The sequence below is a fragment of the Paenibacillus sp. IHBB 3054 genome (assembly GCF_051594305.1).
Lineage (GTDB): Bacteria > Bacillota > Bacilli > Paenibacillales > Paenibacillaceae > Paenibacillus_AQ.
Genome location: NZ_JBOFBG010000051.1, coordinates 25374 through 51531 on the forward strand (window position 1 = coordinate 25374; position 26158 = coordinate 51531).

20 protein-coding genes are annotated in these 26158 nt (G+C 51.9%); 18 read left to right on the top strand and 2 right to left on the bottom strand.

Annotation, left to right across the window (positions count from 1 at the left end):
- Nucleotides 1-166: 166 nt before the first annotated feature.
- The 12 genes from ACQ76X_RS32375 (at nt 167) to ACQ76X_RS32430 (ending at nt 14700) form a co-directional block, all read left to right on the top strand.
- Nucleotides 167-790 (top strand): deoxynucleoside kinase, encoded by a 624-nt coding sequence (locus ACQ76X_RS32375; protein ID WP_438497883.1) that lies wholly within the window; start codon nt 167-169, stop codon nt 788-790.
- Nucleotides 787-1440: a deoxynucleoside kinase gene (locus ACQ76X_RS32380; RefSeq protein WP_038589434.1), complete on the top strand. Its 654-nt coding sequence runs from the start codon at nt 787-789 to the stop codon at nt 1438-1440. Before ACQ76X_RS32375 ends, ACQ76X_RS32380 begins: the two co-directional genes overlap by 4 nt.
- Nucleotides 1441-1668: 228 nt before the next feature.
- On the top strand, nt 1669-2847 hold the full coding sequence (locus ACQ76X_RS32385; protein ID WP_438497885.1) for a MalY/PatB family protein: 1179 nt from the start codon (nt 1669-1671) through the stop codon (nt 2845-2847).
- 264 nt (nt 2848-3111) lie between these two features.
- Nucleotides 3112-4062, top strand: a complete 951-nt coding sequence (locus ACQ76X_RS32390; protein ID WP_438497886.1) for a nucleoside hydrolase — start codon at nt 3112-3114, stop codon at nt 4060-4062.
- Nucleotides 4063-4172: 110 nt separating this feature from the next.
- Nucleotides 4173-5417: a stalk domain-containing protein gene (locus tag ACQ76X_RS32395; RefSeq protein ID WP_438497888.1), complete on the top strand. Its 1245-nt coding sequence runs from the start codon at nt 4173-4175 to the stop codon at nt 5415-5417.
- A 238-nt stretch (nt 5418-5655) separates the two neighbouring features.
- Nucleotides 5656-6609: a radical SAM protein gene (locus ACQ76X_RS32400; RefSeq protein WP_438497889.1), complete on the top strand. Its 954-nt coding sequence runs from the start codon at nt 5656-5658 to the stop codon at nt 6607-6609.
- A gap of 461 nt (nt 6610-7070) precedes the next feature.
- Entirely contained in the window at nt 7071-8081 is a 1011-nt protein-coding gene (locus tag ACQ76X_RS32405; protein ID WP_438497890.1) for an L-rhamnose/proton symporter RhaT, read from the top strand.
- Between the two features lie 128 nt (nt 8082-8209).
- Nucleotides 8210-9235 (top strand): bile acid:sodium symporter family protein, encoded by a 1026-nt coding sequence (locus ACQ76X_RS32410; protein ID WP_438497892.1) that lies wholly within the window; start codon nt 8210-8212, stop codon nt 9233-9235.
- Between the two features lie 233 nt (nt 9236-9468).
- The gene (locus tag ACQ76X_RS32415) at nt 9469-11502 is read left to right on the top strand and encodes a methyl-accepting chemotaxis protein (RefSeq protein WP_438497894.1); all 2034 of its coding nucleotides are present in this window, start codon (nt 9469-9471) and stop codon (nt 11500-11502) included.
- Between the two features lie 141 nt (nt 11503-11643).
- Nucleotides 11644-12993: a helix-turn-helix transcriptional regulator gene (locus ACQ76X_RS32420; RefSeq protein WP_438497895.1), complete on the top strand. Its 1350-nt coding sequence runs from the start codon at nt 11644-11646 to the stop codon at nt 12991-12993.
- 281 nt (nt 12994-13274) lie between these two features.
- Nucleotides 13275-13541 (top strand): CD3324 family protein, encoded by a 267-nt coding sequence (locus tag ACQ76X_RS32425; protein ID WP_038589454.1) that lies wholly within the window; start codon nt 13275-13277, stop codon nt 13539-13541.
- A gap of 139 nt (nt 13542-13680) precedes the next feature.
- Nucleotides 13681-14700: a phosphotransferase enzyme family protein gene (locus ACQ76X_RS32430; protein WP_438497897.1), complete on the top strand. Its 1020-nt coding sequence runs from the start codon at nt 13681-13683 to the stop codon at nt 14698-14700.
- A gap of 29 nt (nt 14701-14729) precedes the next feature.
- Here the strand turns inward: ACQ76X_RS32430 and ACQ76X_RS32435 are convergent, their stop codons facing one another.
- A complete protein-coding gene (locus ACQ76X_RS32435; protein ID WP_438497898.1) occupies nt 14730-16004 on the bottom strand; it encodes a histidine--tRNA ligase in 1275 nt (424 codons plus the stop codon).
- Between the two features lie 321 nt (nt 16005-16325).
- On the opposite strand from ACQ76X_RS32435, the gene ACQ76X_RS32440 reads away from it, so the two are divergent.
- Nucleotides 16326-16979 (top strand): HD domain-containing protein, encoded by a 654-nt coding sequence (locus ACQ76X_RS32440; protein ID WP_076112241.1) that lies wholly within the window; start codon nt 16326-16328, stop codon nt 16977-16979.
- 90 nt (nt 16980-17069) lie between these two features.
- The gene (locus ACQ76X_RS32445) at nt 17070-18515 is read left to right on the top strand and encodes a DEAD/DEAH box helicase (protein ID WP_076112242.1); all 1446 of its coding nucleotides are present in this window, start codon (nt 17070-17072) and stop codon (nt 18513-18515) included.
- Between the two features lie 80 nt (nt 18516-18595).
- Here ACQ76X_RS32445 and ACQ76X_RS32450 read toward each other — a convergent pair whose 3' ends face one another.
- Complete coding sequence (locus ACQ76X_RS32450; RefSeq protein WP_438497901.1) at nt 18596-20860, bottom strand: FAD-dependent oxidoreductase; 2265 nt, start codon at nt 20858-20860, stop codon at nt 18596-18598.
- 128 nt (nt 20861-20988) lie between these two features.
- Here ACQ76X_RS32450 and ACQ76X_RS32455 point away from each other — a divergent pair, with 128 nt between their 5' ends.
- From ACQ76X_RS32455 to ACQ76X_RS32470, 4 genes are all read left to right on the top strand, one after another.
- Nucleotides 20989-21744 (top strand): helix-turn-helix domain-containing protein, encoded by a 756-nt coding sequence (locus ACQ76X_RS32455; protein ID WP_438497902.1) that lies wholly within the window; start codon nt 20989-20991, stop codon nt 21742-21744.
- A gap of 140 nt (nt 21745-21884) precedes the next feature.
- Nucleotides 21885-23750 (top strand): sensor histidine kinase, encoded by a 1866-nt coding sequence (locus ACQ76X_RS32460; RefSeq protein ID WP_438497903.1) that lies wholly within the window; start codon nt 21885-21887, stop codon nt 23748-23750.
- 15 nt (nt 23751-23765) lie between these two features.
- The gene (locus ACQ76X_RS32465; protein ID WP_438497904.1) at nt 23766-24635 is read left to right on the top strand and encodes a response regulator transcription factor; all 870 of its coding nucleotides are present in this window, start codon (nt 23766-23768) and stop codon (nt 24633-24635) included.
- A 158-nt stretch (nt 24636-24793) separates the two neighbouring features.
- Nucleotides 24794-26110, top strand: coding sequence for an ABC transporter substrate-binding protein (locus ACQ76X_RS32470; RefSeq protein WP_438497905.1), 1317 nt, complete (start codon nt 24794-24796; stop codon nt 26108-26110).
- The last annotated feature ends 48 nt before the right edge of the window (nt 26111-26158 follow it).

Consider the following 26158-nt stretch of genomic DNA (forward strand, 5'->3'; position numbering starts at 1 on the left):
GAAGCGGATACGGCCTTTTCTGGAGCTGCGCCTGCAAAAAAAATCACGAATTCATCCGTTCACAGAAAGCCCTCCTGTGATACAATAGTTTAGTCTGTTTTTTAAAGGAATAATCACAGCAAGCTGTATCCGGCATTGTCCGTACCTGAGGAGGAAATCAGCGTTAATGAAACATGCACCCTTTATAGCAGTGGAAGGCCCGATCGGAGCCGGTAAAACAACACTTGCCACGATGCTGGCCGGTGAATTGCAGCTTCCGGTCATCAAAGAAATTGTGGAGGAGAATCCGTTCCTGGACAAGTTCTATCAGAACATGGACGATTGGAGCTTCCAGCTTGAAATGTTCTTTCTCTGCAACCGGTATAAGCAGCTTGAAGATACCGTGAACGAGTACATCGCTAAGAACAAGCCGGTTATTTCGGATTATCATATTTATAAGAACCTGATCTTTGGCGAGCGGACGCTGAAAGGCACCAAACGTGACAAATACCGCGAAATCTATCATGTGCTGACCGATGATCTGCCGAAACCGGATATCATTCTTTATATCAGAGCGGATCTTGATACGCTGCTTACCAGAATCGCCAAGCGCGGCCGCCCGTTCGAAGAGGAGATTGCTCCTGCTTATCTGCAGCAATTAATAGAGGATTACGACGATGCGATGGCTTCTCTGGCCGTCAGCGAACCGTCAACCGTTATTGTGACCATCGACGGAACCCAGGTAGATTTTGTGGGAAACCAAGAAGACTTTTCCGCAATCGCCGACCACCTAAAGGAGCTTATGAAATGAACCCATACAACATCCCTGATAACGCAATTATCACCGTAGCCGGTACGGTAGGTGTCGGAAAGTCCACACTGACCGGAGCTTTGGCGAAGCGTCTCAATTTTCAGACTTCGCTGGAACAGGTAGACCACAATCCGTATCTGGAGAAGTTCTACCATGATTTTGAACGATGGAGCTTTCATCTGCAAATCTACTTCCTGGCCGAACGCTTCAAGGAGCAGAAGAAAATGTTCGAGCTGGGCGGCGGGTTTGTGCAGGACCGTTCCATTTATGAGGACACCGGTATTTTCGCCAAAATGCATGCCGATCAGGGCACGATGTCCAAAACGGACTACGAAACATACACCAGCCTGTACGAGGCCATGGTGATGACGCCCTATTTCCCGCATCCTGACGTGCTGATCTATATTGAAGGCAGCCTGCCGTCGATCCTGACCCGCATCAATGAACGTGGCCGCGAGATGGAAATCCAGACCGATGTCTCCTATTGGGAGCATATGCACGGACGTTATTCGCAGTGGATTGGTGAGTTCAGCGCCTGCCCGGTGCTGCGCCTGAATATTGACGATTATGATGTGAATGATGCGGCTTCAATGGCGGAGATTCTGAAGCAGGTAGGGAAGTCGATCCAGCGGGTTCCGGTGGAGAAGTAGAAGTTGGAGGTCAATCGGAGGAATCCGGTTGGCCTTTTTTGAAATATAAGAATTTATATGCTTCACGCTATAAATTATCCTTCTATTTCTCGCTGAAACGGATACCGTCCTTTTGAGGACGGCGAAGCCATTTCCACTTGATGGATAGGAATTATTGAGAGAGGTGCCTGAAGATGTCCCCCTGTGATACAATAATCTGAAAAGCCGTAATGGATGGAGGAACCTCACTTGAAGTATGATTTTGACAAAGTAATTAACCGCCACAATACCCGCTCCTACAAATGGGATCAGTCCGAGAAGCTGTTCGGAGACAAGGAGATTCTTCCGCTCTGGGTAGCGGATATGGACTTTGAGAGTCCGCCTGCTGTGAAAGAAGCGATTCTGCGGCGCGTTCAGGAGGGAATATACGGCTATAGCGTGACGAGTGATTCCTACAAAGAGGCGATTGCCGGCTGGTACCGCAGACGCCACGACTGGGAGATTCAAAAGGACTGGATCACGGATTCCCCCGGAATCGTAACCTCGCTCAGTCTCTCGGTGGAGCTGTTCAGCAAGCCGGGAGATCAGGTGATTCTGCAGTCGCCCGTCTACTATCCTTTTTATGATGTGATCCGGATGAATGACCGCAAGGTGGCCATTAATCCGCTGAAACTCGAAGACGGCCATTATGTTATGGATTATGTCCAACTGGAAGAGCTGATGGCCGGCGGCGCCAAGCTGCTGCTGCTGTGCAGCCCGCATAATCCGGGAGGCCGGGTGTGGGAGCGGGAAGAACTGCTGCGTCTTGGAGAGCTGTGCCTGCAGTATGGGGTAACGGTGATCTCGGATGAAATCCATTGTGATATGGCTATGCCGGGCCACAAGCATATTCCGTTCGCTTCCTTGTCGGAGGAGCTGTCGAATCTTACACTGACCACGCTGGCAGCTACCAAAACGTTCAATTTGCCGGGCTTGCAGACCTCTTACATCGTAACCTCCAATCCGGAATTGAAGCGGAAATTTGAGTACAAGCTTAAGGCGCTTAGCCTGCATATGTCTCCATATTTTACACCAGAGGCCGTGGAAGCGGCATACAATGAAGGCGGGGAATGGCTGGATGAACTCATACAGCATGTCAGCGGCAATGCGGAATATGCCGTCGGCTACCTCGCGGAGCATCTGCCACAGGTGAAGCCAATGACACCAGAGGCCACTTACCTGCTGTGGATGGATTGCCGCGCACTTGGACTGGACGCTGAGGGTCTGAAGAAGCTGATGTACCGTGAAGCCAAAGTGGCATTTAATGAAGGATCAGTCTTTGGCACGGAGGGACAAGGCCATCTGCGGATTAATCTGGCTTGCCCGCGTTCCATTCTGGCCGAAGCACTGGAGCGTTTCAGTCAGGCTGCAGCACCTTATGTAAAATAAGGGGATTTACGCTGTTAGCGATAGCCCGCCGTATCTCTTTTGAACACTGCAATGTTCAGAGGATACGGCGGGCTTTTTTGCCCCTGCTGATACTCTATCATTTTGCGCAGCGTTTTTTCTCTGCCTGCTCACAACAGACAGCCTATAGAGGAATTTGAAGCCTTAGGCAGTATCCTATTGACCTGCCATGCATTGAGCACTTGGGATACCCGTGTTAAGATGAAATCTATGATATTGATATATAATGGGAGTGGAAAAATAGAGATGAGTAAAACCCGCATAATTATTGATTGTGATACCGGCATTGACGACGCATTGGCCATATTATATGCCCTGCGGACTCCAGATGTGGTGGTGGAAGGAATCACCACTGTTTTCGGCAATATTGATGTCGCTCAGGCAGCAGATAATACATTGAGGCTGCTGGCCTTGGCCAATCCCGGTTATGAGATTCCCGTAGCCCTTGGCGCGTCCCAAGCGCTCGTCCGCGAGCTGGGCGGCTTCTCGACCCATGTGCACGGTGAGAACGGTATTGGCGGTGTTCAGCTGCCTCCATCGTCTCAACTGCCGGTGCTGGAAACGGCAGCCGAATTTATTGTCCGCCTGGCGGATGTGAATCCCGGCGAGATTATCCTCGTAACGCTGGGACGGTTGACCAACCTGTCGCTGGCGCTTGATCTGGACCCGGCTCTAACCGGGAAACTTAAGAAAGTAGTCGCCATGGGCGGCACTGTCTTTAAACCCGGCAATGTTACACCGGTGGCGGAAGCTAATCTGTGGGGTGATCCGGAAGCGGCCGACCATGTTTTCACCTCCGGGCTTCCCGTGCTGATGGTCGGGCTGGATGTTACGCTGAAGACGCTCATCACCACAGAGCATCTGGAGCTTCTGAGGCAGTTCGGCAAGGAAGAGAACAAGGCCCTGATTGACTTCATGGACGAATCCTTGAAGTATTATTTTAATTTCTACCGTGAAGCTAATTATCTGATAGGTGGTGCACCACTGCATGATCCGCTGGCGCTGATGGCCGCGCTGCAGCCGGACCTGCTGACCTGCCGCCAGATGAAGGTCCGCGTGGAGACCCGGGGTGAGCATACCGCCGGAATGGTCGTTGCCGATTTGCGGGCACAGCCCAAAGCGGGTGAATTCATAGAGGTTGCCGTTGATGTGGATGCGGAACGGGCCATCGGCGTCTTTTTGAGCGCGTTTATGTGATAGTTACAATCTATTAATTTGCTAAAAATAACTATTTTGGTAAAATGGTAGACGGAACTGAACTAGGTTTGAGAGACACGACATCCTATCATAGAATGGAGAATTTATACATGAAACGCTTAACGAAGCTGCTATTATGTGCAGCAATCTCTGTAAGCGGCTTTGCCGCTTTGCCTGCCCAGCCGACTCAGGCTGCCGCAGCGGGTGTCAGCATTATGCTGGACGGATATCCGCTGCCTTTTCCGGTTGAACCTGCGGTAATGAGCGGAACCACGATGGTGCCGTTCCGGGCAATCGCGGAAGCTTTGGGAATTCCGGTGGTATGGGACCAGGCCGCACGTAAAATCACAGCAACGACAAGCGGTGCCGCCGGGACCACTAAGGTTATCCTTACACTTGGCAGCAAAAATGCAGCGGTGAACGGCGCAACTGTGAAGCTGGCTGTAGCTCCGCAAAATATCCGGGGCACCACGATGATCCCGCTCAGCTTCTTTGGCCAGCAATTTGGCGCAGCAGTATCCTGGAATCAGGCCAGCAAGACTGTATCGATCACTTCGCCGAAGAAGGATATGTATACGCTTGGATTTTATGCGCAGGGAGCCTATAGCGAGGTTTCGCTTATTCCTGATTTTAGCGCGGTCGCCTTTGGGTGGAGCCGGATCGACCGCAGCGGACAATTTACAACGACCAGTACGGATTTCTGGTGGCCGAAGGCTGACGGCGATGTGACACCAGAGTCCATCGTCCAGAATGCCGCTGCCGGAGGAACCACGCCTTACCTGATGGTTTATTCCGGGGACAAAGAACTGGAGCTGACCAAGAATATGGAAGATCTTGAGCTTCAGCAGAAGACGATTACCAGCATTGTTGATTTGGCTTCGCAGAAAGGCTTCAAGGGAATCGGGCTTGATCTGGAAGGGCTGGGGATGACCGGCGACAAGAAGCTGGTACAGAGCCAATATAATGTTTTTGTCAAAAAATTATCCGTAATGGCGCGGGCGGCAGGTCTTAAGCTGACCGTTATTCTTCCCCCGCTGAACGGCTCCTACAAAGGGTATGATTATAAGACGCTGGCATCGCTGGCCGATGATTTGGTGATTATGGCTTATGCGTATGAGGATGAGTCAGGTCCGGAGCCGATGAACAAAGTGGATGAAGGCATTCGTCTCGCCCTGCAGCAGGTGGATAAAAGCAAGCTGGTGCTCGGCATCTCGGTATACAGTGAGAATGCAACGTCCGTCAACGCCAAGATTGGACTGGCCAAACGCTATGGCCTCAAAGGCATCGCTATCTGGCGGCTTGGACTGATCGGACAGCCTGTTTGGAATGAGATGAGCAAATCGGTAGAGTTGTAGAACGGTAGAGTTGCCGGAAATCATAGATTGAATCCAAAGGTTGAAGATGAATGTTAGTCGGTTTGGAACTAGAGGCTGCCCACCGGGCAGCCTCTTCTTGCTAATTCCAGGGAAGGCAGCAATGCAGATTGTGTTCTTTATACAACAAATATCACATTAACTTGAGCTGCAAACCTTTATAATCTCTAAGGTTGACCCTTGAGCAGGATATCTTATTTTTTTAGGAGGCTTATCAAACATGAGCATGAAATATAAATCACTGGAGCTGGACAAACCGCTGACGTATGAACTGGAAGGTTTGGAGGTTGGCGTGACCTCAAACTGCAATTTCCGCTGTGATTACTGCTGTGCATATAATAGAAACGACGGGCAGAGCATTAATGGCAAGGAGGTTATCCGTATCCTGGAGGAGCTTCCCGGGCTGAAGCGGGTCCGCCTCTCCGGCGGTGAAGTCACCTTGAAGTTTCAGGACTGCGTTGAAATTGTATCCTACTGCGCTTCCCGGGGCATCCAGACCCAATTGAACTCCAACGGCAGTCTGCTGAATGCGGAACGCATCGAACAACTGGTGTCTGCCGGGCTGACTACGATACATATCTCGTTCAACTTTACGACAGCGGATGCCTTCTCCCGTTATTACAACATTCATCCAAGCGTCTATGACAAAATCAGAGAGAACATCATGATGTTCGCCAAGACAAGTGTGGACGTCGTGCTGGAAACGCTGCTGTTCAATGAAACACAGGACAATATGAAAGAAATCAGCGATCATGTCTACTCTATGGGTGTTAGAACGCACGAAATTCAGAACAGCATCATCATGGGCCATACCGGCTGGAAAGCCATTGCTGCCCGCGAACAGCTGAAGAATGCAGTGAATGAGCTGATTGACCGCAAAAAAGAAGATACAACACTATACTTCACCTGTATGGACCGCTTTATGGAAGCACTTGGTTTCCAGGAGCAGCCTGGGGTATATTTCCCGCATTGCATAGAAGGCAAGAAACAGCTGCATCTGCATGGCAATGGCGATATTCTGATCTCCGAGCTCTGCCACCCGGTAATCATCGGCAACATTTATCAGGGAACCTCGCTGAACGAGCTGTACAGTAACATGCCTGCGCCGCTCTCGCAGTTTCTCGAGAAGCAGCCTTGCCCGGCGCTGGACGCTTTGTTTCCGCAAGGCCTATAGAGAGCTGTAAAGAACCGGATTCAGCTTGAAAGAGCCGGTTCGGCAGCTCTGCAGCAGACAGGACCGTAGCTTTCCAGCTGCGGTCTGTTTTTGTTGCCGGTTTGATAGATCAGCGTGAGATATTTCTTGTGAATTTCATCCCACAATGAAAACTTTCATGTATAATCATCAGCATGTGCACTACTAATGCAGAGATACTCTGCAGCTTACCTACATAGACAAAGAATACTATTTAAGTTGAACTAGAGAACTAGCTAGAGGCAAAGCAGCGGAGGGGAAGTTTGGAACTGCAGGAGCGGTAGCGACCGCCTTTGTCTACGGATTTCAACCGCTAAGAGCGGTATAAAACAAGAAATCTGTAGACAACAGCGGCCGGAAGTCCAAACATTCACCGCAGTTGCGTTCTAATGCCGGATCGGTAAATCTAAAGTTCAACTTATATAGTTTGGGAGGATTACAACGTGATTTACGGATTTTTACTATTGCTGTTGGCTTGTTTTTTCCAGGGCAGCTTTGGACTCGGTATGAAGAAATATCAGCCGTTCTCCTGGGAGGCCTTCTGGACGATCTTCTCTCTGGTGGGGATTCTGATCATTCCGGTGGTCTGGACATGGATCGAGGTGCCTAATTTCTTCAGCTACATCCGGCAGACCTCCTCTGATGTGCTATGGACCGCTTCTTTTTGCGGTTTTCTGTGGGGGATCAGCTCCATAATGTTCGGCAAAGCGATTGACTCCATCGGGGTTTCGCTCACTTACGGGGTAAACATGGGCATATCGGCTTCCCTGGGCTCATTAATTCCGCTGTTTATCTTTGGAAATATACCTGCTGCGGGTTCCTTCACCGTGCTTCTGATCGGTGCGGCGATTATGCTGGGCGGGGTTGCAGTCATTACTAAGGCTGGTCTGCTCAAGGAAAAGCTGATTACCGCTTCCGGTCAAGGGACAAGCTCCGGCAGCAGCCTTACCAGAGGATTGATTATAGCTTCGGTTGCCGGTCTGGGTTCGGCAGCTATGAATATCGGCTTCTCCTATGCGAATCAGGCTGTGGATATTGCCGTTGCTGACGGAACGGCCAAGATCAGCGCCAGCCTTATTTCCTGGGTAATTACGTTGTCCGGTGGTTTTGTTGCCAACTTCGCCTATGCGCTCATCCTGCTGATCAAAAACGGCACTTACAGGGATTATGTCGCTAAGGGGGCAGGCACCGCCTATGTCAAAGCTTTGGCTACCGCATTAGTCTGGTTTCTGGCACTTGGCTTTTATGCAAAAGCGACAGCTTTGCTGGGGCCGCTTGGCTCCGTGGTCGGCTGGCTCGCCTTTAACGGCTTGTCCTTAATTATCAGTAATGCCTGGGGTCTCAGAGACGGGGAGTGGAAAGGGTTTGCAGCTCCCAAGAAACTGCTGTTATGGGGCAATGTAATCCTGATTATGTCCTGGATTGTCGTGGGGATTGCGAACAGCATGGCGTAGTTTTCTGCAAATTGCCATGATTAACAGACAGAGGCATCATGAGAATCTGTTAAGATTTCAATAGAGTCTGCAATGTGAAATCTATGGAGAAGGCTTGTATGCCGCTGCATACATGAAGGTAGAAGAACATGCTCAATGGAATAAGGAATGGATTGCTGCGTTCCAATACGTTGCTGGAAAAAATAATGCCGCTGCTGACACCGGCTGCCATCGCGTTTGGCGTTCTGAACGAGAGCAGGCTGCTGCCTTTTACCTGGCTGGTGCCGTGGATATTTGCCTTCATGACACTGATTGGCAGTCTCAAGTCTAATTTTCGCGATTTGCTGGCCGTACTGCTCAAACCGCAGAAGCTGATTATTCTAATGGTCATTCTGCATGTGGTCATGCCGCTGATCGGCTGGGTTGCGGCGAAGGCTTTTTTTCCGGGCGATCCCTATACGGTTACGGGTTATGTACTGTTGTTCGCCATTCCGACTGGAGTCGTCAGCGTGGTCTGGGTATCCATGCACGGCGGCAATGTGGCACTTACGCTGGCGCTGATTCTCATTGACACCTTGCTGTCACCGCTGATTGTACCGGGTACACTGCATCTGCTATTGGGGGCAAGCGTGGAAATCCAGCTCGGGGAAATGATGAAGGGACTGCTGTGGATGGTCGTATTGCCTTCTCTGGCGGGGATGCTGCTGAATCAATGGACGAAGGGAACGGCCGGGAAAGTGTATGGTCCGCCGCTGGCTCCATTTGTCAAAGTGGGACTTTTTATCGTCGTATCGATTAACGGCGCCAGTATTGCCCGGTATTTAAAGCATCCGGACGGCAAACTCGCGCTGATCCTGTTCGTCACCTTTGCAACGGTTGTGCTTGGATATGTGATCGGAGCCTTGGTGTCACGCCGCCTTCACTGGGATTACGAAAATTCGGTGGCCGTGCAGTTTAACTCCGGAATGCGCAACCTGAGCGCGGGGGCTGTGCTGGCGGTGAAGTATTTCCCTCCCGCTGTGGCGCTCCCGGTCATTTCCGGGATGCTCTTCCAGCAGATTCTGGCTGCATGCTCAGGATTTGTAATCCGCAGCAGGATGAGACGCATGCAATCCGAAGATACTGTAGCGCAGTCAACCTCAACGTCTCCAACAGAAACGACGATCTCCTCATAGAAGCAATATAACGATAAGCAGGCGGAATATCTTTCCGGCCTGCTTATTTTTTGAGTAGTAATGAAAATGATACGAAAAAACTATTTTTTCGACGAAATACGCTATTATTTTCTGAAATTCTACATCTTATCTTCACTGTTTTCATGGGTATACCGATAATAAGTGTAACAAATTACATAGAAATAGGAAGATAACCAGGACTATAAGACCAGTATGAAAGGACGTAGAAAATAATGAAAATTCGTATGAAGCTGTCAGTTATGATGATTGCCGTTACCCTGCTTTCTACTGTAATCATGGGGGCTTTCACGTATTACAAATCCACCAACACCATTCTGGGCCTTACCGAATCTGCAATGAAGCAAGTCAACACCAATAAAGCGGAAACCATAGCGGCGATGATTGATAAAGAGAAACGCAGTATGGCTCTGGTGGCCGGACAGACCGAAATTATTGAACTGCTGCAACAAAACAAAACCGGCGGCATAGCAGATGAAGATGCGCTGCAGGCCGAAGTGAACACCAAGCTGCAAGGGATCGTGAAGGATGCCGGCAATCTTGAACATATATTTGTATCCGATATGAAGGGGATTGCGGTAGCAGATAGCGACACGGCGCTGGTGGGTACGGATTTCAGCGAAAGAAGTTATGCAAAGCGCGTGATCGAGACCGGCGCCCCCGTCATCAGTGAAACTTTGAAATCTAAAGCCACGGGGGCTTATGTTGTGGCGTTTGTGCATCCGGTGACCAGCGGCGGCCAAATGATCGGCTTTGTCGCCTCGGCTGTCAATGCGAACAGTATTATCAAATACTTGTCCGGTGCCAATGTGGCAAATGCGCCTTCCTCGTACGCCTATCTGGTAGATGAGACCGGAAATATGCTGTATCATCCCGATGAGACGAAGATTGGATTGCCTGTCGAGAATGATCAGATCAAGGCTGTTGTGGAACGTGTGAAAGCCGGAGAGAAGGTTGAAGACGGCAAAGTGCAGTACAGCATCGGTGATGCGGAGAAAAAAGCTGCTTATACCGTCATTCCCGAAACGAACTGGACACTGGTGCTGACTGGTGATGTCGGGGAGGTCATGCAGCCTGTAGACAATATGACGCATTATATTATCCTGCTTGGTCTGGGGAGTCTGCTGCTGACTCTGATTATTGGACTGTTTGTCGCCGGCAGAATTTCTTCCCCGATCATAAAGCTGACGGAGATGATTAACCAGACAGCTAAGCTGGAACTCAAATACGATGCGCAGTATGAGTATTTGTTGAAGAACAAAGATGAAACTGGAATCATTGCTAAAGCCATGTTCCATACCCGCGCTGTGCTCCGGGAAATGGCTGAAAGCCTGATCACCATCTCCACGAAGGTGCTGGACAATGCGGAAACGCTGGAGAAGCTGTCCATTGATGTCAGAGAGAATGCGCATGACAATTCAGCCACGACGGAGCAGCTGTCGGCAGGTATGGAAGAGACGGCAGCTTCAACAGAAGAGATGACAGCAGCGATTCATGAAATCGAGAACAATGTCCGAATGATCTCCGGAAAGGTCAAGGAAGGGACGGAAGTGACCAGCCAAATTATCGAGCGGGCACTGGTGCTGCAGCATGACGCCGTGCAGTCTACGGACAATGCCAAGCGGATTTACGAATCGGTGCGTATCGAAATGGAGAAGGCGATTGAGCAGTCAGGCGCGATCAATGAAATCAATCTCCTGGCAGATACCATTCTGTCGATTACCAGCCAGACCAATCTGCTCGCGTTAAATGCGGCAATTGAAGCTGCCCGCGCGGGTGAAGCAGGGCGGGGATTTGCGGTAGTTGCGGGAGAAATCCGCAAGCTGGCAGAGAAATCCTCCGAAACGGCAGCGGGAATTCAGGATGTCGTCAAGAATGTATACTCTTCTGTAGAGCAGATGAAAGAGAATTCCGAAGCCATGCTTACGTTTATTGACCATAATGTGCTGGGGGATTATGAGCGCCTGACAGAGGTCAGCGAGCAGTACAACAGTGACGCCTCCATCATCAATACGCTCATGAACCAGTTCGAGGAGTCCGCAGATCACTTGGACCAGACGGTATCAAGCATCGCGATTGCGGTGAATGAGGTGGCAGCTACTGTCAACGAAGGTGCAATCGGTGTGCAGGATATTGCCGAGAAGACAGCGGATATTGTAGAGAAGACGTTCCATGAAGCGACGATGGCCGATGAAAATACGCAAAGTGCCAAAGCGCTTCAGGGACTGGTGGAGAAATTTAAAATATAAAGCTATAACTTCGACCCCGCCGCACACTGGCGGGGTTCTTTTTTTTGTTCATCATCATTACATCTATTGATAGGTTCATCCTTTTTTGGACCATACTATGGACAGGATACAGCAGAGCAGCCGCTGATATGGGGGGATGTAATGATTAAGATAACGCTCGGGGACGAAGAGAAGGAATACAGCCATAATCAAGCAGAGTTGAATGGGGATGGCGTAAGATTAGCATTTCCCCTGTTAACCGTTAACGATAGAGAAACACGCAGGCTGGATCAGCTTCGGCTTATGCAGGAGAGCTTTCTGCTGCAGATGGTCCGGGAAGAGTGGCTCAGTCCGGAGAAGGTGAAACAACGGCTGCGGCAGCTTCAGCTCCATCCGCTGGCCGATGAGGGAGTGAAGCTGCAATTTGCAGCCGTAGAGCTGCAGATTCCGGCAGGAGAAATCGGAGAGCCACGGAAGCGCCGGAATCAGCTTTATAAGGATTTCCAGCAGATATGCCGCAGGACGGCTGCAGGGTCGAAGGGTGTGTATCCGTTCTGCGATGCCGGAAGCATTAGCCCGGTAATGTATTTCTTGATTGTCATGAAAGACAATGCGTCACATAAGAATGACAGAGCTGAGCACTTCGCCAGAGAGCTTGAGCAGAATGTAGAGAGCAGATTGAGGCTGGGGCTTGCCGCAGGAATCGGTGCAGAGTACAAAGGACTGAAGCGGCTAAAGAATGGCTATGCCTCGTGTTTACTGGCTTTAAGCGGGAGCCGGAGCGCTATTCCCGGCAGCGGCACAGGGCTGGTTCTCCAGAGCCGTGCCAGTGACCGGTTGACTGCATTCAGCCAGGCGACGGAACAGAGGCTGACGTTGAGTCTAGAACAGCCAGCTAGTGCTGCTTTCCGCCTGGAGCTGGATTCGTTGTTCACTCTGGAGGACGGTGCGGCTTCTCAACTGGAGGTTTGCCGCTTTTTGGCGCAGCGTACGCTGCTGGTTCTAGGTGGAGCTGCGGGGAAATTTGAATACGGCGGCACTGCGCTCCAAAAATATTTATGGAACAGCCAAATGACCCTTGCCGCCTGCACATCGAGTGAACATGCAAAGGAATTACTGCAGGAACTGGGACAGCTAGTCATGGCGGAAGTGAGAAGGACGCAGGCATCCGGTGGAAGAGAGCTGGGTGAGGCTATCAGGAAATACGTGAAAGAACATTTTGCCTGCGACTTGAAAGCTCCATCTCTTGCAGCGTTATTTCATGTATCTGAGGCCGAGCTCAGCCGATTATTCAAAATGCATGTTGGCATTCCTTTGAACGACTATGTCACTAAATTGAGAATGGCCCAGGCTGAGCAGCAGCTGCGGGAAAATACACTGAAATGCTCTGAGATCGCAATGCTGGCAGGTTATTCCGTGACTGATGAATTTATAAGCTCCTTCAAGAAGTACAGCGGCAGAAATCCCAAGGACTACCGGGAGTGGTACTTGAAGAGACAAATGAAGGTATAATAAGGCCTTCTTCAAAAAGGGGGTGAAGGCCTGCGTCTTCATCTTCAAGTCATTTTATGGTAAATTAAATTTAAGCATTGCCGGATTTGAGCGGAAGGGAGACAGGACCATGACAAGTTTCGGCACACAGCTCTATGCAAAGTCTATAGATTAACAACCGCGGTTGTTTGTATAGAGCTGTAAGCAGGTTACCGCATAAGTTATCTTGTAGAAGATAATTGTTTCTCCTATAGACTTTGCTCCCTTAAAACGTTTACTAATTTTAAGGAGCGGGCTATAAAATGAAATATGTTAACGCAGATGTGATTCTGCCCGAAGTATTGCTGAAGGAAATTCAGAAATATATCCACGGTGGAATGCTCTATATTCCGAAGCCTGAAGGCGTGCGGAAGAAATGGGGCGAGAATTCGGGCAGCCGAATGTATCTGACAGCGAGAAACAATGAAATCAGGGAGCAGCATGCCGGCGGAGCTACCGCCCGTGAACTTTCTGAGCAATTTTGTCTGTCATACGACAGCATCAAAAAAATTATCTACTGCAAAAAATAGATTCACAAAATGCCGTATGGGATGAACAGTCCGATGCGGTTTTTTGTGTGCAATAATCTCTTTAGAAGAGTTGTCTATCTATTAGCTAAGCGGCGCTGCCATTATAATAAACGGACATATTCGTTAAGGAGGAAGCAGAATGTTCGAAGCTTTTCGCTGTGATACGGATGAGGATAGACGGCTTCTATTGAAGCAGGCAAGGAGCATCGTGATGTGGGCACTGCCGCAGTATGGGCTGGATTGGACCGCAATTTCGTATATCGGCCTGTCCGATAACATCACTTATAAGATCGGGACGGCAAGCAGCGGAAGCTATTTGTTGCGGATGCACGGGCGATGGATGAGCTATGCAGAGATTCAGTCGGAGCTGATGCTGCTTCAGGCGCTGAACCGGGTGGAGGGACTGACGATGCCGGAAGGGGTGGCCAGTATAGCAGGCACTTATATCCTCAAGGCAGATTCCGAAGAGGATGCCTCTTCCTTGTGGGTTACAGTTACCCGCTGGGTCGAAGGGGAGCATGCTGGCGGGCAAATGACGGATCAGAGAATATTCGATATGGGAGCAATGATGGGAGCCTTGCACATCACGGCTGCAGGATTCGTTCCTCCGGCTGGGTTTATCCGCCCTGTATGGGGGGAGCAGAGCTTTAAGCGTGAGATAGATAAGCTGGGACGTTATTACAGCGGGTTTGTATCCGAAACGGGATGGAAGACTTATCAGTTAGCTGCTGCAAAAATTCTCTCCGAACTGGAGAGCATGGAGGCAAACGAAGATCAATATGGACTGATTCATGGAGATCTGCATAGCGGAAACGTTGTGTTTGCCGGGGAGCAGCCCTATCCGATAGATTTTGGAAGATGCGGTTACGGGTATTATCTCTATGATCTGGCTGCCGCATTATTGGAGCTTTCCCCTGGGCAGCGCAAGCGGTTTATTGAAGGCTATGCAAGCCGGAAGAAGCTGGAAAGCGGATATGTACGTAGACTGGAATGTTTTTTTATTATGATTATGATCGGAAATTACAGCCATCATGCCTCGAACCCGGCGGAAGTCCCCGGACTGCGGGAGCAGCAGCCTTATTCCCAGGCGTATCTCAGGGAATATTTAAAGAGTGCTCCCTTTTTGTTCGAGGTGATTGAGCCCGAGGAAGTGAAATGATTAGCCGGAATTTTGCGGGTCCAGGAGAATTAGCTGGAGATGAGCGAGATGGCTTCCTCCACGGTAAGCAGTTCCTCCTTGTGCGCAGACATGTCCTTGAGACGGAGCTTGCCGAGTGCGGCTTCGCTTTCACCGAGCAGCAGACAATAGCGGATGCCTTTTGCTGAGGCTGCGGCCATCGTTTTCTTCAGCTTACGGGTACCGGAATCAACGGTTACGCGGATGCCTGCGGCCCGCAGCCTTGCAGCGGCGAGTAAGACCTGAGGCATATTCCCGCCAATGGGGACGATCCATACTCCAGTCGGCTCCTGCTGCACCGGACGCTCTTCAAGCAGGGCCATGATCGACTCCATACCAAATGAAATGCCGACCGTAGGGTATTCGATATCCTCCCGTCCGACCAGCTTTCCAATGATGGAATCATATCTTCCCCCGCCCCCAAGGCTGGATGTATAAACGCCGGAGGCGTCGAAGATTTCATAAACGGTCCCGGTATAGAAAGATAGGCCGCGTGACAGGAACGGATCGAAGACACAGAAGCCGTCCAGGCCAATTTCTTCAATCAGCTGTTTCAGAGCCAGAACTTCCAGCGCGCCGGGGCAGCCGGCGAGTCCATATTTGCGCGTCAGCTCCTCAAAACCCGGGTTGCCGGATTCCAGCAAATCGGAAATCGCCAGTAAGGCCTCCGGAGTTAGTCCTTTAGCGGACAGCTCCGCCAGCACGGCGCCGATGCCGATTTTGGCGAGCTTGTCGAGGGTCAGCATCACGGAGAGGTGCTCCTGCGCCGGGACACCTGCCGATTCCAGAATCTCGCCGAGGAACCGGCGGTTGTTCCATTTGACCACCACCGCAATGTCCAGTCTGCGGAATACCTCGGCGGCCAGCTGCATCAGCTCCGCTTCAGCCTGCGGACCGGCAATTCCGACCACATCGGCATCGCATTGCAGGAACTCGCGCAGCCGGCCTTTTTTGACCGGACCGTCGCGGAACACCTTGCCGATCTCATACCGCTTGAAGGGGAACTCCATCCCCGGATTGAGGGCAATCACCTTGGCAAAGGGAATCGTCAGGTCGTAGCGCAGTCCCAGTCTGCGGCCGCCCTGGTCGGTGAGCTGGTACATTTCGCGGAGAATTTCGTCTCCACCGGCATATTTGGAGGTCAGCAATTCAAGCTCATTCAGCAGTGTTGTATCCATGGATTCAAAGTCATAGCTTTCAAACAGCCCGCGCAGCACAGCCTGCACCTTTTGTCTGACCGCTTGCTCCCGGCCGAAATAATCGTAGGTTCCTTTAATGTTTTGCATGTTAAGCAGCTCCTTTAACCTCGAAATATAAATCAGCATAAAAAAACGCGCCGGACCTCATGGTCCTGCGCGCTTATGGATGCCGCAGGGAGGTCAAACGCGAAATGCGTTAGCCCTCCCTGATAGATGTTCAGGAGTGCTAACGCTGCTTGTGATGATGAAGCTGATTCTGTATGATGGTAATGCTGTTTGTGCTGTTCACTGGAATCAACTCCCTTTCAGACTGGATTACAGCACATTATAGCGGATAGTGAAAATCCTTGCAAGTGTGATACTGCGGATGGTTTAGAATAATCAATTGAACGAAAAGGGGGATTTACTGTGAATCATTCACCTATTGTTGCTGAGGCTGAGATTTTTGCCAAAGAACAGCTGGCCGGAGATTCCACCGGCCATGACTGGTTTCACACAGAACGTGTGCGGAATACGGCGGCGCTGATTGCGGAGATGGAGCAGGGGGATGTTTTTATTTGTACAGTCGCTGCGACACTGCATGATGTTGCCGACGAGAAGCTGAACCCTTCCAAGGAAGCAGGACTGGATAAAGTACATAACTGGCTTAAGCAGCACCTGGCGGATGAAGCCCAAATCAAACATATCATGCTCATCATTGAGACGATGTCCTTCAGCGGCGGTGGAGGAGAACCTATGTCGACCTTGGAAGGGCGGATTGTGCAGGATGCGGACCGGCTGGATGCGCTTGGTGCCATAGGCATTGCCAGAACGATGGTGTTCTCGGGTGCGAAGGGACGTCCGGTGTATGATCCGGAGATCGCGCCGCGCGATGAATCGCTGCAGAAGGAATACCGCGATTATTCCAAGGGGACGGCGGTCAATCATTTTTATGAGAAGCTGCTGAAACTGAAAGACCTGATGAATACCCCCTATGGCCGCAAGCTGGCCGAAGAACGGCATGATTTCATGCTGGGCTTTCTGGAGCAATTTTATAAGGAATGGAATCAAGGCAGCCATTAACTGTTATAATGAGACTATGCACAAGATGGAAGGAACGCGGGAACCCCCGCTTGAACCGGAACAATCGGCATAGAAGAGGTTGAAGTGAACATGAGTGAACTGCAGTTTAGAGAGTATGGTTTGAATGAAGAAATTATCCGGGCGCTGGATGTGCTGAAGTATCTGGAGCCGACTGAAGTACAGCGTAAAGTAATTCCTGTAGCCTTGCAAGGGCAGGATTTGATTGTGAAATCGCAGACCGGCAGCGGCAAAACAGCGTCGTTCGGTATCCCGCTCTGCGAGCTGGTGGATTGGGCGGAGAACAAGCCGCAGGCTTTGGTGCTGACCCCAACCCGTGAGCTGGCTGCTCAGGTGAAGGAGGATATCACCAACATCGGGCGCTTCAAGCGGATTAAGGCGGTCGCCTTGTTCGGCAAACAGCCGTTTGCCCCGCAGAAAATTGAACTTACGCAAAAGACGCATGTTGTCGTAGGTACGCCGGGCCGTGTGTTCGACCATATTGAACGCGGTACGCTGCCGCTGCAGCGGATCAAATATCTCGTCATCGACGAGGCCGACGAAATGCTCAGCATGGGCTTCATCGAGCAGATCGAGAAGATCATCCAGCAGCTGCCCCGGGAACGGGTGACGATGCTGTTCTCCGCCACGCTGCCGGAGGCGGTGAAGAATTTATGCCGCAAATATATGCAGAGTCCGGCGGATATTGAGATTGAAGCCAGCGGCATCACGACAGCGTCGATTGAGCATGCGCTGATTGAAGTGAGACAAGCTGCCAAATTCCAGCTGCTGTGTGATCTGCTCACCGTGGAGAATCCGGACAGCTGCATTATTTTTTGCCGCACCCAGGATCAGGTGAACGCCTTGTTCCGCGGGATGGCCGATCTGGAGTATCCGGTGGATAAGATTCACGGCGGGATGATGCAGGACGAGCGGTTTGAGGTCATGAATGCTTTTAAGCGTGGCCAGTTCCGTTATCTGATTGCCACCGATGTGGCCGCCAGAGGTATTGATATTGAGAACATCACCCATGTGATCAATTACGATATTCCGCTGGAAAAAGAAAGCTACGTCCACCGCACCGGCCGGACCGCACGCGCGGGTAAAAGCGGCAAAGCGATCACGCTCGTTACGCCGAATGAGCACAAATGGGTAGCGGACATTGAGGGCTATATCGGTTTCAGCCTGCCGGTAATGAAAGCTCCTTCGGACGATGCTGTGGCCTACGCGAAACCGGCCTTCGATCTGAAGCTGGGCAAGCAGCAGGTCCGCAAAGCGGGCAAAACTGAGGTCATGAACGAGAACATCATGAAGCTGTATTTTAACGGCGGCAAGAAAAAGAAGCTCAGAGCCGTCGATTTCGTCGGCACCATAGCGAAGCTTGAAGGCATCACCGCAGACGACATCGGGATCATCACGATCCAGGATAACGTCAGCTACGTAGACATCCTGAACGGCAAAGGCGCATTGGTGCTGCAAGCGATGAAAGACACTACGGTAAAAGGCAAGCTGCTGAAGGTGCATATCGCGAAGAAATAAGACGCAAAGATAGATTGCAAAAAGCAGCATCGGACGAAAAGTCTGATACTGCTTTTTGTCTTTGCGGAATGCCGGACCGCTTACTGGTGAACGGCCCCGTACGCACGGATCTCGATTAGCTCCGCATAACGGCTGCCGTTCGTCGAATCAATCAGTACTCTGAGTTGGTCAGCCTGCAGCGGATTCGGCAGACGGTGGATCACCTTGCGCTTGCGGTTATCGCTTCCGGCTGCAACCTCAGTCCACTCCCCGCCGGCAACAAGCGCCTCTACCCGGTAGTCACGAACCAGCTCGGGAATGATGGCAAAAGCCGTGCGGTGATGATGCAGGTTCACCAGATCTTCGTTGACATCATCGTTGAAGGTCAGGTGGATTTCGGCGATGGACTGCACCGAATCCCACTGCAGCTGCAGCCATTCCGGCTGTCCGTCTGCCATCGGCTGCGACATCCATTGCTGCGGTCCGCCGAACGGGCGGTGATAGCCGTTTACGGCTTTGTCCGCTGCGAAGGCGGCGGTCTGTGGCCCGATCCGGCAGCAGAACGGCTGGCGGGCTTTGCCCCGCATCTTCCACAGTACCACGGGCTGATCCGTGGAGTGGTCCTCCAGATCCTTGGTTACATGAGGCTCTTGATCCTTGAAGAAGACCAGCACGCCGCTGTGCGGCTGCTGCGAATGATACAGTCTGACCACATCATTCGCCTTGATGATGATAAAAGCATTTTGCGGCACCTGCGGCTGCCACTGCAGATCGAAGGTAAGCCATTGCTGCTCACCGGCTTCGGTATGGGCAGTTGCCCTTGCCTGCAGGGTATGCGGCACGTAATTTTCCCTGCGCCCGGTGTCCCACAGCTCGGCTGTAACCGAAGTGGCCTGCTTGGCATCCACCAGCAGCTGAAAGCGGCTGATTCCCGGATCCGCAGGAATCAGCACAGCGGCATCATGCTGCAGCGGATAAGCTTCGCCCGGTTGGGCCAGCTCAATCACGCCCAGCGTGCTTGAAGCGGTGATCCGCGCTTTGCGGGCGACATCATCTTCATCGCTGCTGCGCAGCCCGATGATCGAGGCATCACTGCGCAGCAGCGTCTGCTGCAGCTCTTCCAGATGCCGCTCCTGCAGTTCGCGCGGGGTGATTCCCTTGCGGCTGCTGAGCGCCGCTCCGGTTCCGGCCGCTTCACCGATCACGGCGCAGGTGGCCATCACCCGTGTCGTGCCGAAGGCGACATGGGAGGCGCTGATATCACGCCCGGCCATCAGCATATTCCGCACATTGGCGGAATAGAGGGAGCGGAAGGGGATATGGTATACCCCGTCGGCATGCATATGCTTGGAGCCGCTGGCGTCGGCATACATCCCCTGCGGCGGATGCAAGTCGATCGACCAGCCGCCAAAGGCTACGCCGTCCGCGAATTCGCGCTGGCCGATAATGTCATTCTGGTTCAGCACATAGTCTCCGGTAAACCGCCGGTATTCACGTTTGCCGGGCAGCGAGCCGACCCATTCCAGTGTCATATTCTCAGCGCCGAACTTGCCGGAATTTTTGATATAATCCCAGATGCCGTAAATGACCGACCACAGCTCGTCGCGGATCATTTCATTGTCATGAACGGCGTCATGCTCGCCGCCCCATTCAATCCACCAGTAGTGGCAGCCGGAATCACCGCTCTTAATGACGCGTCGGATCGGAATCGTCGTCTGCGAGATGTCCTTGGCAAAGGAAGGCGGCACAAAATTCACCGGTACGCCGGTATCTTTGGTATAGAAGAGGATGGTGCTGCCCAGCGTAATGTCATCGGCGATCTCCGGCGCCCACTCTTCGCCGTATTCGCTCCGGGCTTCCCGTCCAAGGGCAAATTTGGCTCCGGCCAGAAATCCGATCAGGCCATCACCCGTGCAATCGAGATACATGCTGCTCTTAAAAGTGATTCTCCGCTCCGAACCCATCATCCAGCCGGTGACCGCAGTAATCGTCCGCTCCTGCTCGTCTCCTTCAGCCAGAACCTCATGGACATCCGTATTCAGGTAGAGTGTGATATTGGACTCAGCCTTGACAGCCTCCAGTACGACCAGATCCCATAGATAGGGGTTACCTTCCGGATTGCGGTACTGGTTCTCCACGAACAATTCACCCATAATTCCCGTTTCCCGGGCGTAGCGGTTCGTGCCGTGTGCCGTTGCTCCGCAGACCCAGACCCGCACCTCGCTGCTGGAATTGCCGCCGAGCACAGGGCGGTTCTGGATCAGAGCCACCTTTTGCCCAAGTCTCGCGGCAGCAATTGCCGCACATACTCCAGCCAGCCCGCCGCCGATCACCGTAATGTCATTTTGCACTAGCTCCTGCTTCATGAATGAGCACCTCTTAGGATTATATTCTTAATGCATATCTATAATTTCATAATGAAGATGCTGCTTTACTTTTGAAATGCACGATTATATCATTAAGCATATACTTTATTTCGCGAAAGGATGGAGCCATGAAACTTCTGGACCATATCTACTGGAAGCAGAAGACGAGTTTTGCCCTGCCAAGCGACTGCTATGATTCCTGGGTCGCCTTTGCGGTAGAGGAGGGGCTGTTCCGCTTCGAAATTGGAGAACATGGCGGTGAAGCGGGGTTTGCAGATTTGGTCGTCTGCCCTCCAGGAATTCCCTTCATTCGTGAGACAATTACACCGCTCACCTTCCATTACATCCAGTTCACTCCGGAGAATGATGAAAGCCTGCCGCAGCCGGGGCTCCTACAGCTTAGCGATACGAAGCGCCTAAGCTCGACCTATGCCTATTTGCGCCAGCTCAGCGAAGACAATAGTCCAGCCGCAAGGGAATGGAAACAGCATCTTATCAAAGACCTGTGGCTGCCGGTTCATATGGAGAGCCGGGCGGAAGCCGGAGGGCGTAAATTCTCCGAAGACGCGATGATGGATGAAGCTGCATCCGTCATTGCCGATAGAGCCGCTGAACCACTCAGCCTGCTGGAGCTCGCCCGGGAGCTGGGATTAAGTCCCGTGCAGTTTACGCGGCGCTTCCGCGCAGCTTTTCAGGAAACGCCTTCCTCCTATTTGAAATCGCTCCGTTTGGCCAAAGCACGCCTTCTGCTGAAGGACAGTGAACTGAATCTGGCCCGGATTGCCGAAAGATGCGGCTATGAGAACGGATTCTATTTAAGCCGGGTGTTCACGAACAGCACCGGAATGAGTCCGGCGGAATACCGTAAACGGCATAGGCTGTAGAAGCATAGAACAAATCTGTGCATCATAACCCCGGTCTATAGGAGCGATGCGACAAAACAATGCAATTTCCTCCAGCTTCAGCCGGGTGACCCCTGCAGATGTTATAATAAGCCCACAAATGAAGGGAGAGAGCTGCGGAAATGAAGAAGCCGGACTGGAAGATGTTTGTGCCACAGAAGCTGAGATACAGGCTGTTCGGCGCTTTTCTCATCCTTATCCTTCTGCCGTTCAGTGTGCTGAATGTATACAACTACCGGCAGATTGAATCCCTCGTCGAGGAGAAAATCAGCCAGCAGAGCCACGAGCAGCTGGTGCAGATGTATGGAACGCTGGAGGATCAGATGAGCGTAGCCTTTAAGACGCTGATCTTTCTGGAGCAGGATTCGGCGGTCCGCAGTGTTCTGACAAAGCCAGGCAACCGGTCGCCTCTAGAGAATAAAGCGCTGATCGAAGAAAAATTTAAAATGCTCAACAACAGCTTTTTCCTATACAATCCTTCCGTATATTTCACCCTGCTGGACTTTCATGAGAGCGTATACACTTCTTATTTGCCGAAACAGGCGCTGGCCTATGAACCGTACCGTGAGCTCTTCCGCCGCCATCTGGGGAGCGCTGTCCCTGCAGATCAGGGCACGGTTCAAAGAGAGGCTGCCCTCCCGGGTGAAGCAGCAGCGCAAACATTGGATTCCGCAGAAGCCCAAGGCCTGTTCTACCAATGGGATTCACGGGACGAGAACAATATGCTGCGGGAGGTATCCACCAGCCCTTATCTGCTCTCGCTTTATGCCTATATGAAGGACAGCGGAGGCAACCGCTACGGGCTGGCCCGGATCAGTATTGATTATTCCTTCTGGTTCCAGTCCGTCCTTAAGGAATCCCTAAGCAGTCAGGATTATTTTCTGATTACCGGCAAGGGAGAGACAGTGGCCCGCTCCTCCAAAAAAGCGGTGCTGGCCCCGGAGATCACCCGGGAAATTGCCCTCCATCCTGCACAGGCATATCTGACCGATGACAAGTCCGGCACACTGATCAATTATGTCTACATCGAGTCGCTGGACTGGTATATGGTCAACCGGATCCCGCTGGCCGTGTTGTTTAATGAAATTTCCGGGCTGAAGCAGCGTTATTTCCTGACGTTTTTTGCCTTCACAGCTGCATTTGTACTAATGGCCTTTATGATCTCTGCTACCTTTACCCGCCCTTTGTCGCATCTGCAAAACAAGATGAAGGATGTCGTCCGCAAAAACCTGAAAATCCGCATCCCCGAAGGCCGGAGCCATGGCGAAGTGCTGGAGCTGACCCGGACCTTCAATACAATGCTGGATGACACGAATAAGCTGATTGCCCAGCTGAAGGCAGAGGAGCGGCAGAAGGAAGCGGTTCATTTCCATATGCTGCTGGCCCAGATGAACCCGCATTTTTTGCTGAACACCTTGAACACGATGAAATGGAGCGCCATCCGCAGCGGGAATGAGGAGATCTCCGAAATGTGCGTGTCGCTTGGCAAGCTGCTGGAGGTCAGCCTGAATGCTGAAGTTGAGCTGGTCTACCTCAAGGACGAGATCGAGCTGGTTCAGGCTTACCTGCATATTCAGCGGATCCGGTACCAGGGCAGCTTTGAGGTAACCTGCGACTTTGACGATGAGCTGGAGTATGCGCTGGTGCCGAAGCTGAGCCTGCAGCCGCTGGTGGAGAATGCGATCCGTCATGGCGTCGGCCCTCTGACTGAACGGGGGCAGATCAGTATCCGTATTTACAGAAATGACAAAGCGCAGCTTACGCTGGAGGTCGGGGATAACGGCATCGGCATGGAGGAATCCAGGCGCCTGCAGGTGACACGGACCCGTAAGGGGATCGGACTGTCCAACCTGAAGGAACGGCTGCGGCTGCTCTTCAAGGGCCAAAGTGAGCTGGAGATCCTCCAGCTGTCACCGGGAACCCTGATCCGGTTCAGTATTCCCTTCCTGCTGTCGACACCTTATGTGCAGGACAAGAAGATCGAGTAAAAGGAGGAAGGTCTCATGTGGAGCGTACTGCTGGTGGAGGATGAGGTATTCGTAAGAGAGTCGGTGCGGGAGATTATTTCCTGGGAGGAGCTCGGCTTCATGGTTATCGGTGAATCCGGCAACGGGACCGAAGCGCTGGAACTGATCACGCGGGATAAACCTGATCTGGTGCTCGCGGATATCGTGATGCCTGGTCTGAACGGCATTGAGCTGTTGAAGCAGACCCGTCAAGCGGGGCTGAATACGAAATTTATTATGCTGACCTGCATGGGGGAGTTCGAATATGTCCGCCAAGCGATGGAATACGGGGCCTCCAATTATATTCTCAAGCTGTCAATGAGCGTAGGTTCATTGCGGGATACGCTGCGCAAGGTTAGCGCCGAGCTGAGTGCCGGCAGTCACCGGAATGTTGCTCTTTTGGAGGCGGACGGGATTCCAGCGGTTGTTGCAGCTTCTGCGGAAGCACCTGACACTGCTAACCCCGGACCGGGTGGGGCTTTTCCTGAAGATGAGGTGAAAAATCCGCCGCTGTCCGGCTTTGGGTCCCTGTCTGGGCCTGTTGTTTCGCATCCGGAGATTAGCAAGATCATTGAATATATCGGAGAGCATTATGACCGCGATATTACAGTCAAGTCCATGTCCCGCTATGTGATGATGGGAGAGAATTATATCAGCGCCTTATTCAAAAAGAAAACCGGGCATACGCTGATCCATTATCTGCACGGTGTGCGGATGGAGAAAGCGGCAGTGTTTTTGCGGGAAACCGATCTGCCTGTGCATGAGGTGGGGCATCGGGTGGGCTTTCCGAGCGATAACTATTTCATCAAAATCTTTAAGCGCTGGACCGGATGCACCCCGAGCCAATACCGCCACCGTGAGGAATAGAAGAAATATGTGTGATCATTTTTGCCCGGTCCCTGCTGCAAATTCCGTATATTTGTTCCGCTAGGATGGTGGATTTGTATCTAAAATGCCTCCAGCGTCCCTGCTAGGATGTAAGGGAAGCACAATCCATAACAAAAACGGGGAGGCAGACAGAAACGATGAAAACTAAAAAAGGGTTGACCCTGCTGGCGGCATGCGTGCTGATGCTTGGGATACTGGGCGGATGCGGAGGAACTAAAAATAACACCGGTGGAGAAGCGCAGGGGAACGAAGGCAGCAAAACGGTGAAGTTAACCATGTGGGGTGCCGTTCCGCCGGAGAACGGACCACAGGAGGTTGTGGATACCTGGAATGCGGAGCATCCTGAGACTCAGGTCGAATACGTGCGTTTTGTCAATGATGATGACGGCAACCTGAAGCTTGATACCGCACTCTCGACGGGGCAGAACGTCGATCTGTTCGTCAATTATACTCTGACCAATCTGGATAAACGCATCAAGGGCGGCACTGCCCTCGACCTCGGCGAATTCAGCGACTACAACATCGACGAGAAAATGGGTACGGATGCTGCTACCTGGAAAATAGACGATAAATACTACGGGATGCCAACCAAAAAGAATGCTTTGTTCTTTGCCCTGAACAAGGATGCGCTCGATAAAGCCGGGCTGGCCTTACCAACGGCATGGACCTGGGATGAAGCAAGAGAATATGCCGCCAAGCTGAAGGCAGAGGGGTTCAAGTACGGGCTGGTGCAGCATACTGCCTCGCTGGTTGATCCGCTGGATTCCGTTCTCGTGAAGAACGGTTATGTCAAGGCGGATGGCAGCTCTAACCTTGATGATCCGCTGATCACCAAATGGCTTGAAACACTGAACGGAATGATGCAGGAGGATGCCACCACCCCGCCGCTTGGCGAGCAGCTGACCTCCAAGATGCCTGTGGAGAACATGTTCCTCGGCGGAGAATCAGCGATGATCAACATTGGGGAATGGCTGATCCGCAGCTCCAACAATATGACGGATTTTCCGCGTGAGTTCACCATCGCCTTTGCTCCCGTTCCAAGGCTGGCGGACAATGAAGCGGATTTCGTCAAAAGCGGCGGACTGGGCGACTTCATCTCCATCAACGCCAAATCCAAAAATAAGCAAGCGGCCTGGGAGTTCCTGAAATGGTATGCCGACGGCGGTATGATACCGATGGCGGCCGGAGGCCGCCTGCCTTCCTCCAATGCGGTGGACCAGCAGACCGCGATCACCCATCTGCTCGGCGATCATGCGGACACCTATGATAAAGCTTCGCTTGAGTTCGTGCTCTACGGCGATAAGACGCCAACCTTTGTCCGCAGCATCGCCCAGGAAATCGTGGATATGCGCGCCCAGGAATACGAGAAATATTTTCTTGGCAGCCAGACTGCGGAACAAACGGTACAGAGTATGGTCAAACGCCACAATGAATGGCTGAAGCAAAATCAGTAAGCCGCAGCCGGTTGTGCTGCATAGAACCGTTCCCTTATGGGGAGCGGT

Coding starts and splice junctions, on each gene's coding strand:
- ACQ76X_RS32375 (WP_438497883.1), top strand. CDS start 167: ATGAAACATGCACCCTTTATAGCAGTGGAAGGCCCGATCGGAGCCGGT.
- ACQ76X_RS32380 (WP_038589434.1), top strand. CDS start 787: ATGAACCCATACAACATCCCTGATAACGCAATTATCACCGTAGCCGGT.
- ACQ76X_RS32390 (WP_438497886.1), top strand. CDS start 3,112: ATGAGTAAAACCCGCATAATTATTGATTGTGATACCGGCATTGACGAC.
- ACQ76X_RS32395 (WP_438497888.1), top strand. CDS start 4,173: ATGAAACGCTTAACGAAGCTGCTATTATGTGCAGCAATCTCTGTAAGC.
- ACQ76X_RS32400 (WP_438497889.1), top strand. CDS start 5,656: ATGAGCATGAAATATAAATCACTGGAGCTGGACAAACCGCTGACGTAT.
- ACQ76X_RS32410 (WP_438497892.1), top strand. CDS start 8,210: ATGCTCAATGGAATAAGGAATGGATTGCTGCGTTCCAATACGTTGCTG.
- ACQ76X_RS32415 (WP_438497894.1), top strand. CDS start 9,469: ATGAAAATTCGTATGAAGCTGTCAGTTATGATGATTGCCGTTACCCTG.
- ACQ76X_RS32420 (WP_438497895.1), top strand. CDS start 11,644: ATGATTAAGATAACGCTCGGGGACGAAGAGAAGGAATACAGCCATAAT.
- ACQ76X_RS32425 (WP_038589454.1), top strand. CDS start 13,275: ATGAAATATGTTAACGCAGATGTGATTCTGCCCGAAGTATTGCTGAAG.
- ACQ76X_RS32430 (WP_438497897.1), top strand. CDS start 13,681: ATGTTCGAAGCTTTTCGCTGTGATACGGATGAGGATAGACGGCTTCTA.
- ACQ76X_RS32435 (WP_438497898.1), bottom strand. CDS start 16,004: ATGCAAAACATTAAAGGAACCTACGATTATTTCGGCCGGGAGCAAGCG.
- ACQ76X_RS32445 (WP_076112242.1), top strand. CDS start 17,070: ATGAGTGAACTGCAGTTTAGAGAGTATGGTTTGAATGAAGAAATTATC.
- ACQ76X_RS32450 (WP_438497901.1), bottom strand. CDS start 20,860: ATGAAGCAGGAGCTAGTGCAAAATGACATTACGGTGATCGGCGGCGGG.
- ACQ76X_RS32455 (WP_438497902.1), top strand. CDS start 20,989: ATGAAACTTCTGGACCATATCTACTGGAAGCAGAAGACGAGTTTTGCC.
- ACQ76X_RS32460 (WP_438497903.1), top strand. CDS start 21,885: ATGAAGAAGCCGGACTGGAAGATGTTTGTGCCACAGAAGCTGAGATAC.
- ACQ76X_RS32465 (WP_438497904.1), top strand. CDS start 23,766: ATGTGGAGCGTACTGCTGGTGGAGGATGAGGTATTCGTAAGAGAGTCG.
- ACQ76X_RS32470 (WP_438497905.1), top strand. CDS start 24,794: ATGAAAACTAAAAAAGGGTTGACCCTGCTGGCGGCATGCGTGCTGATG.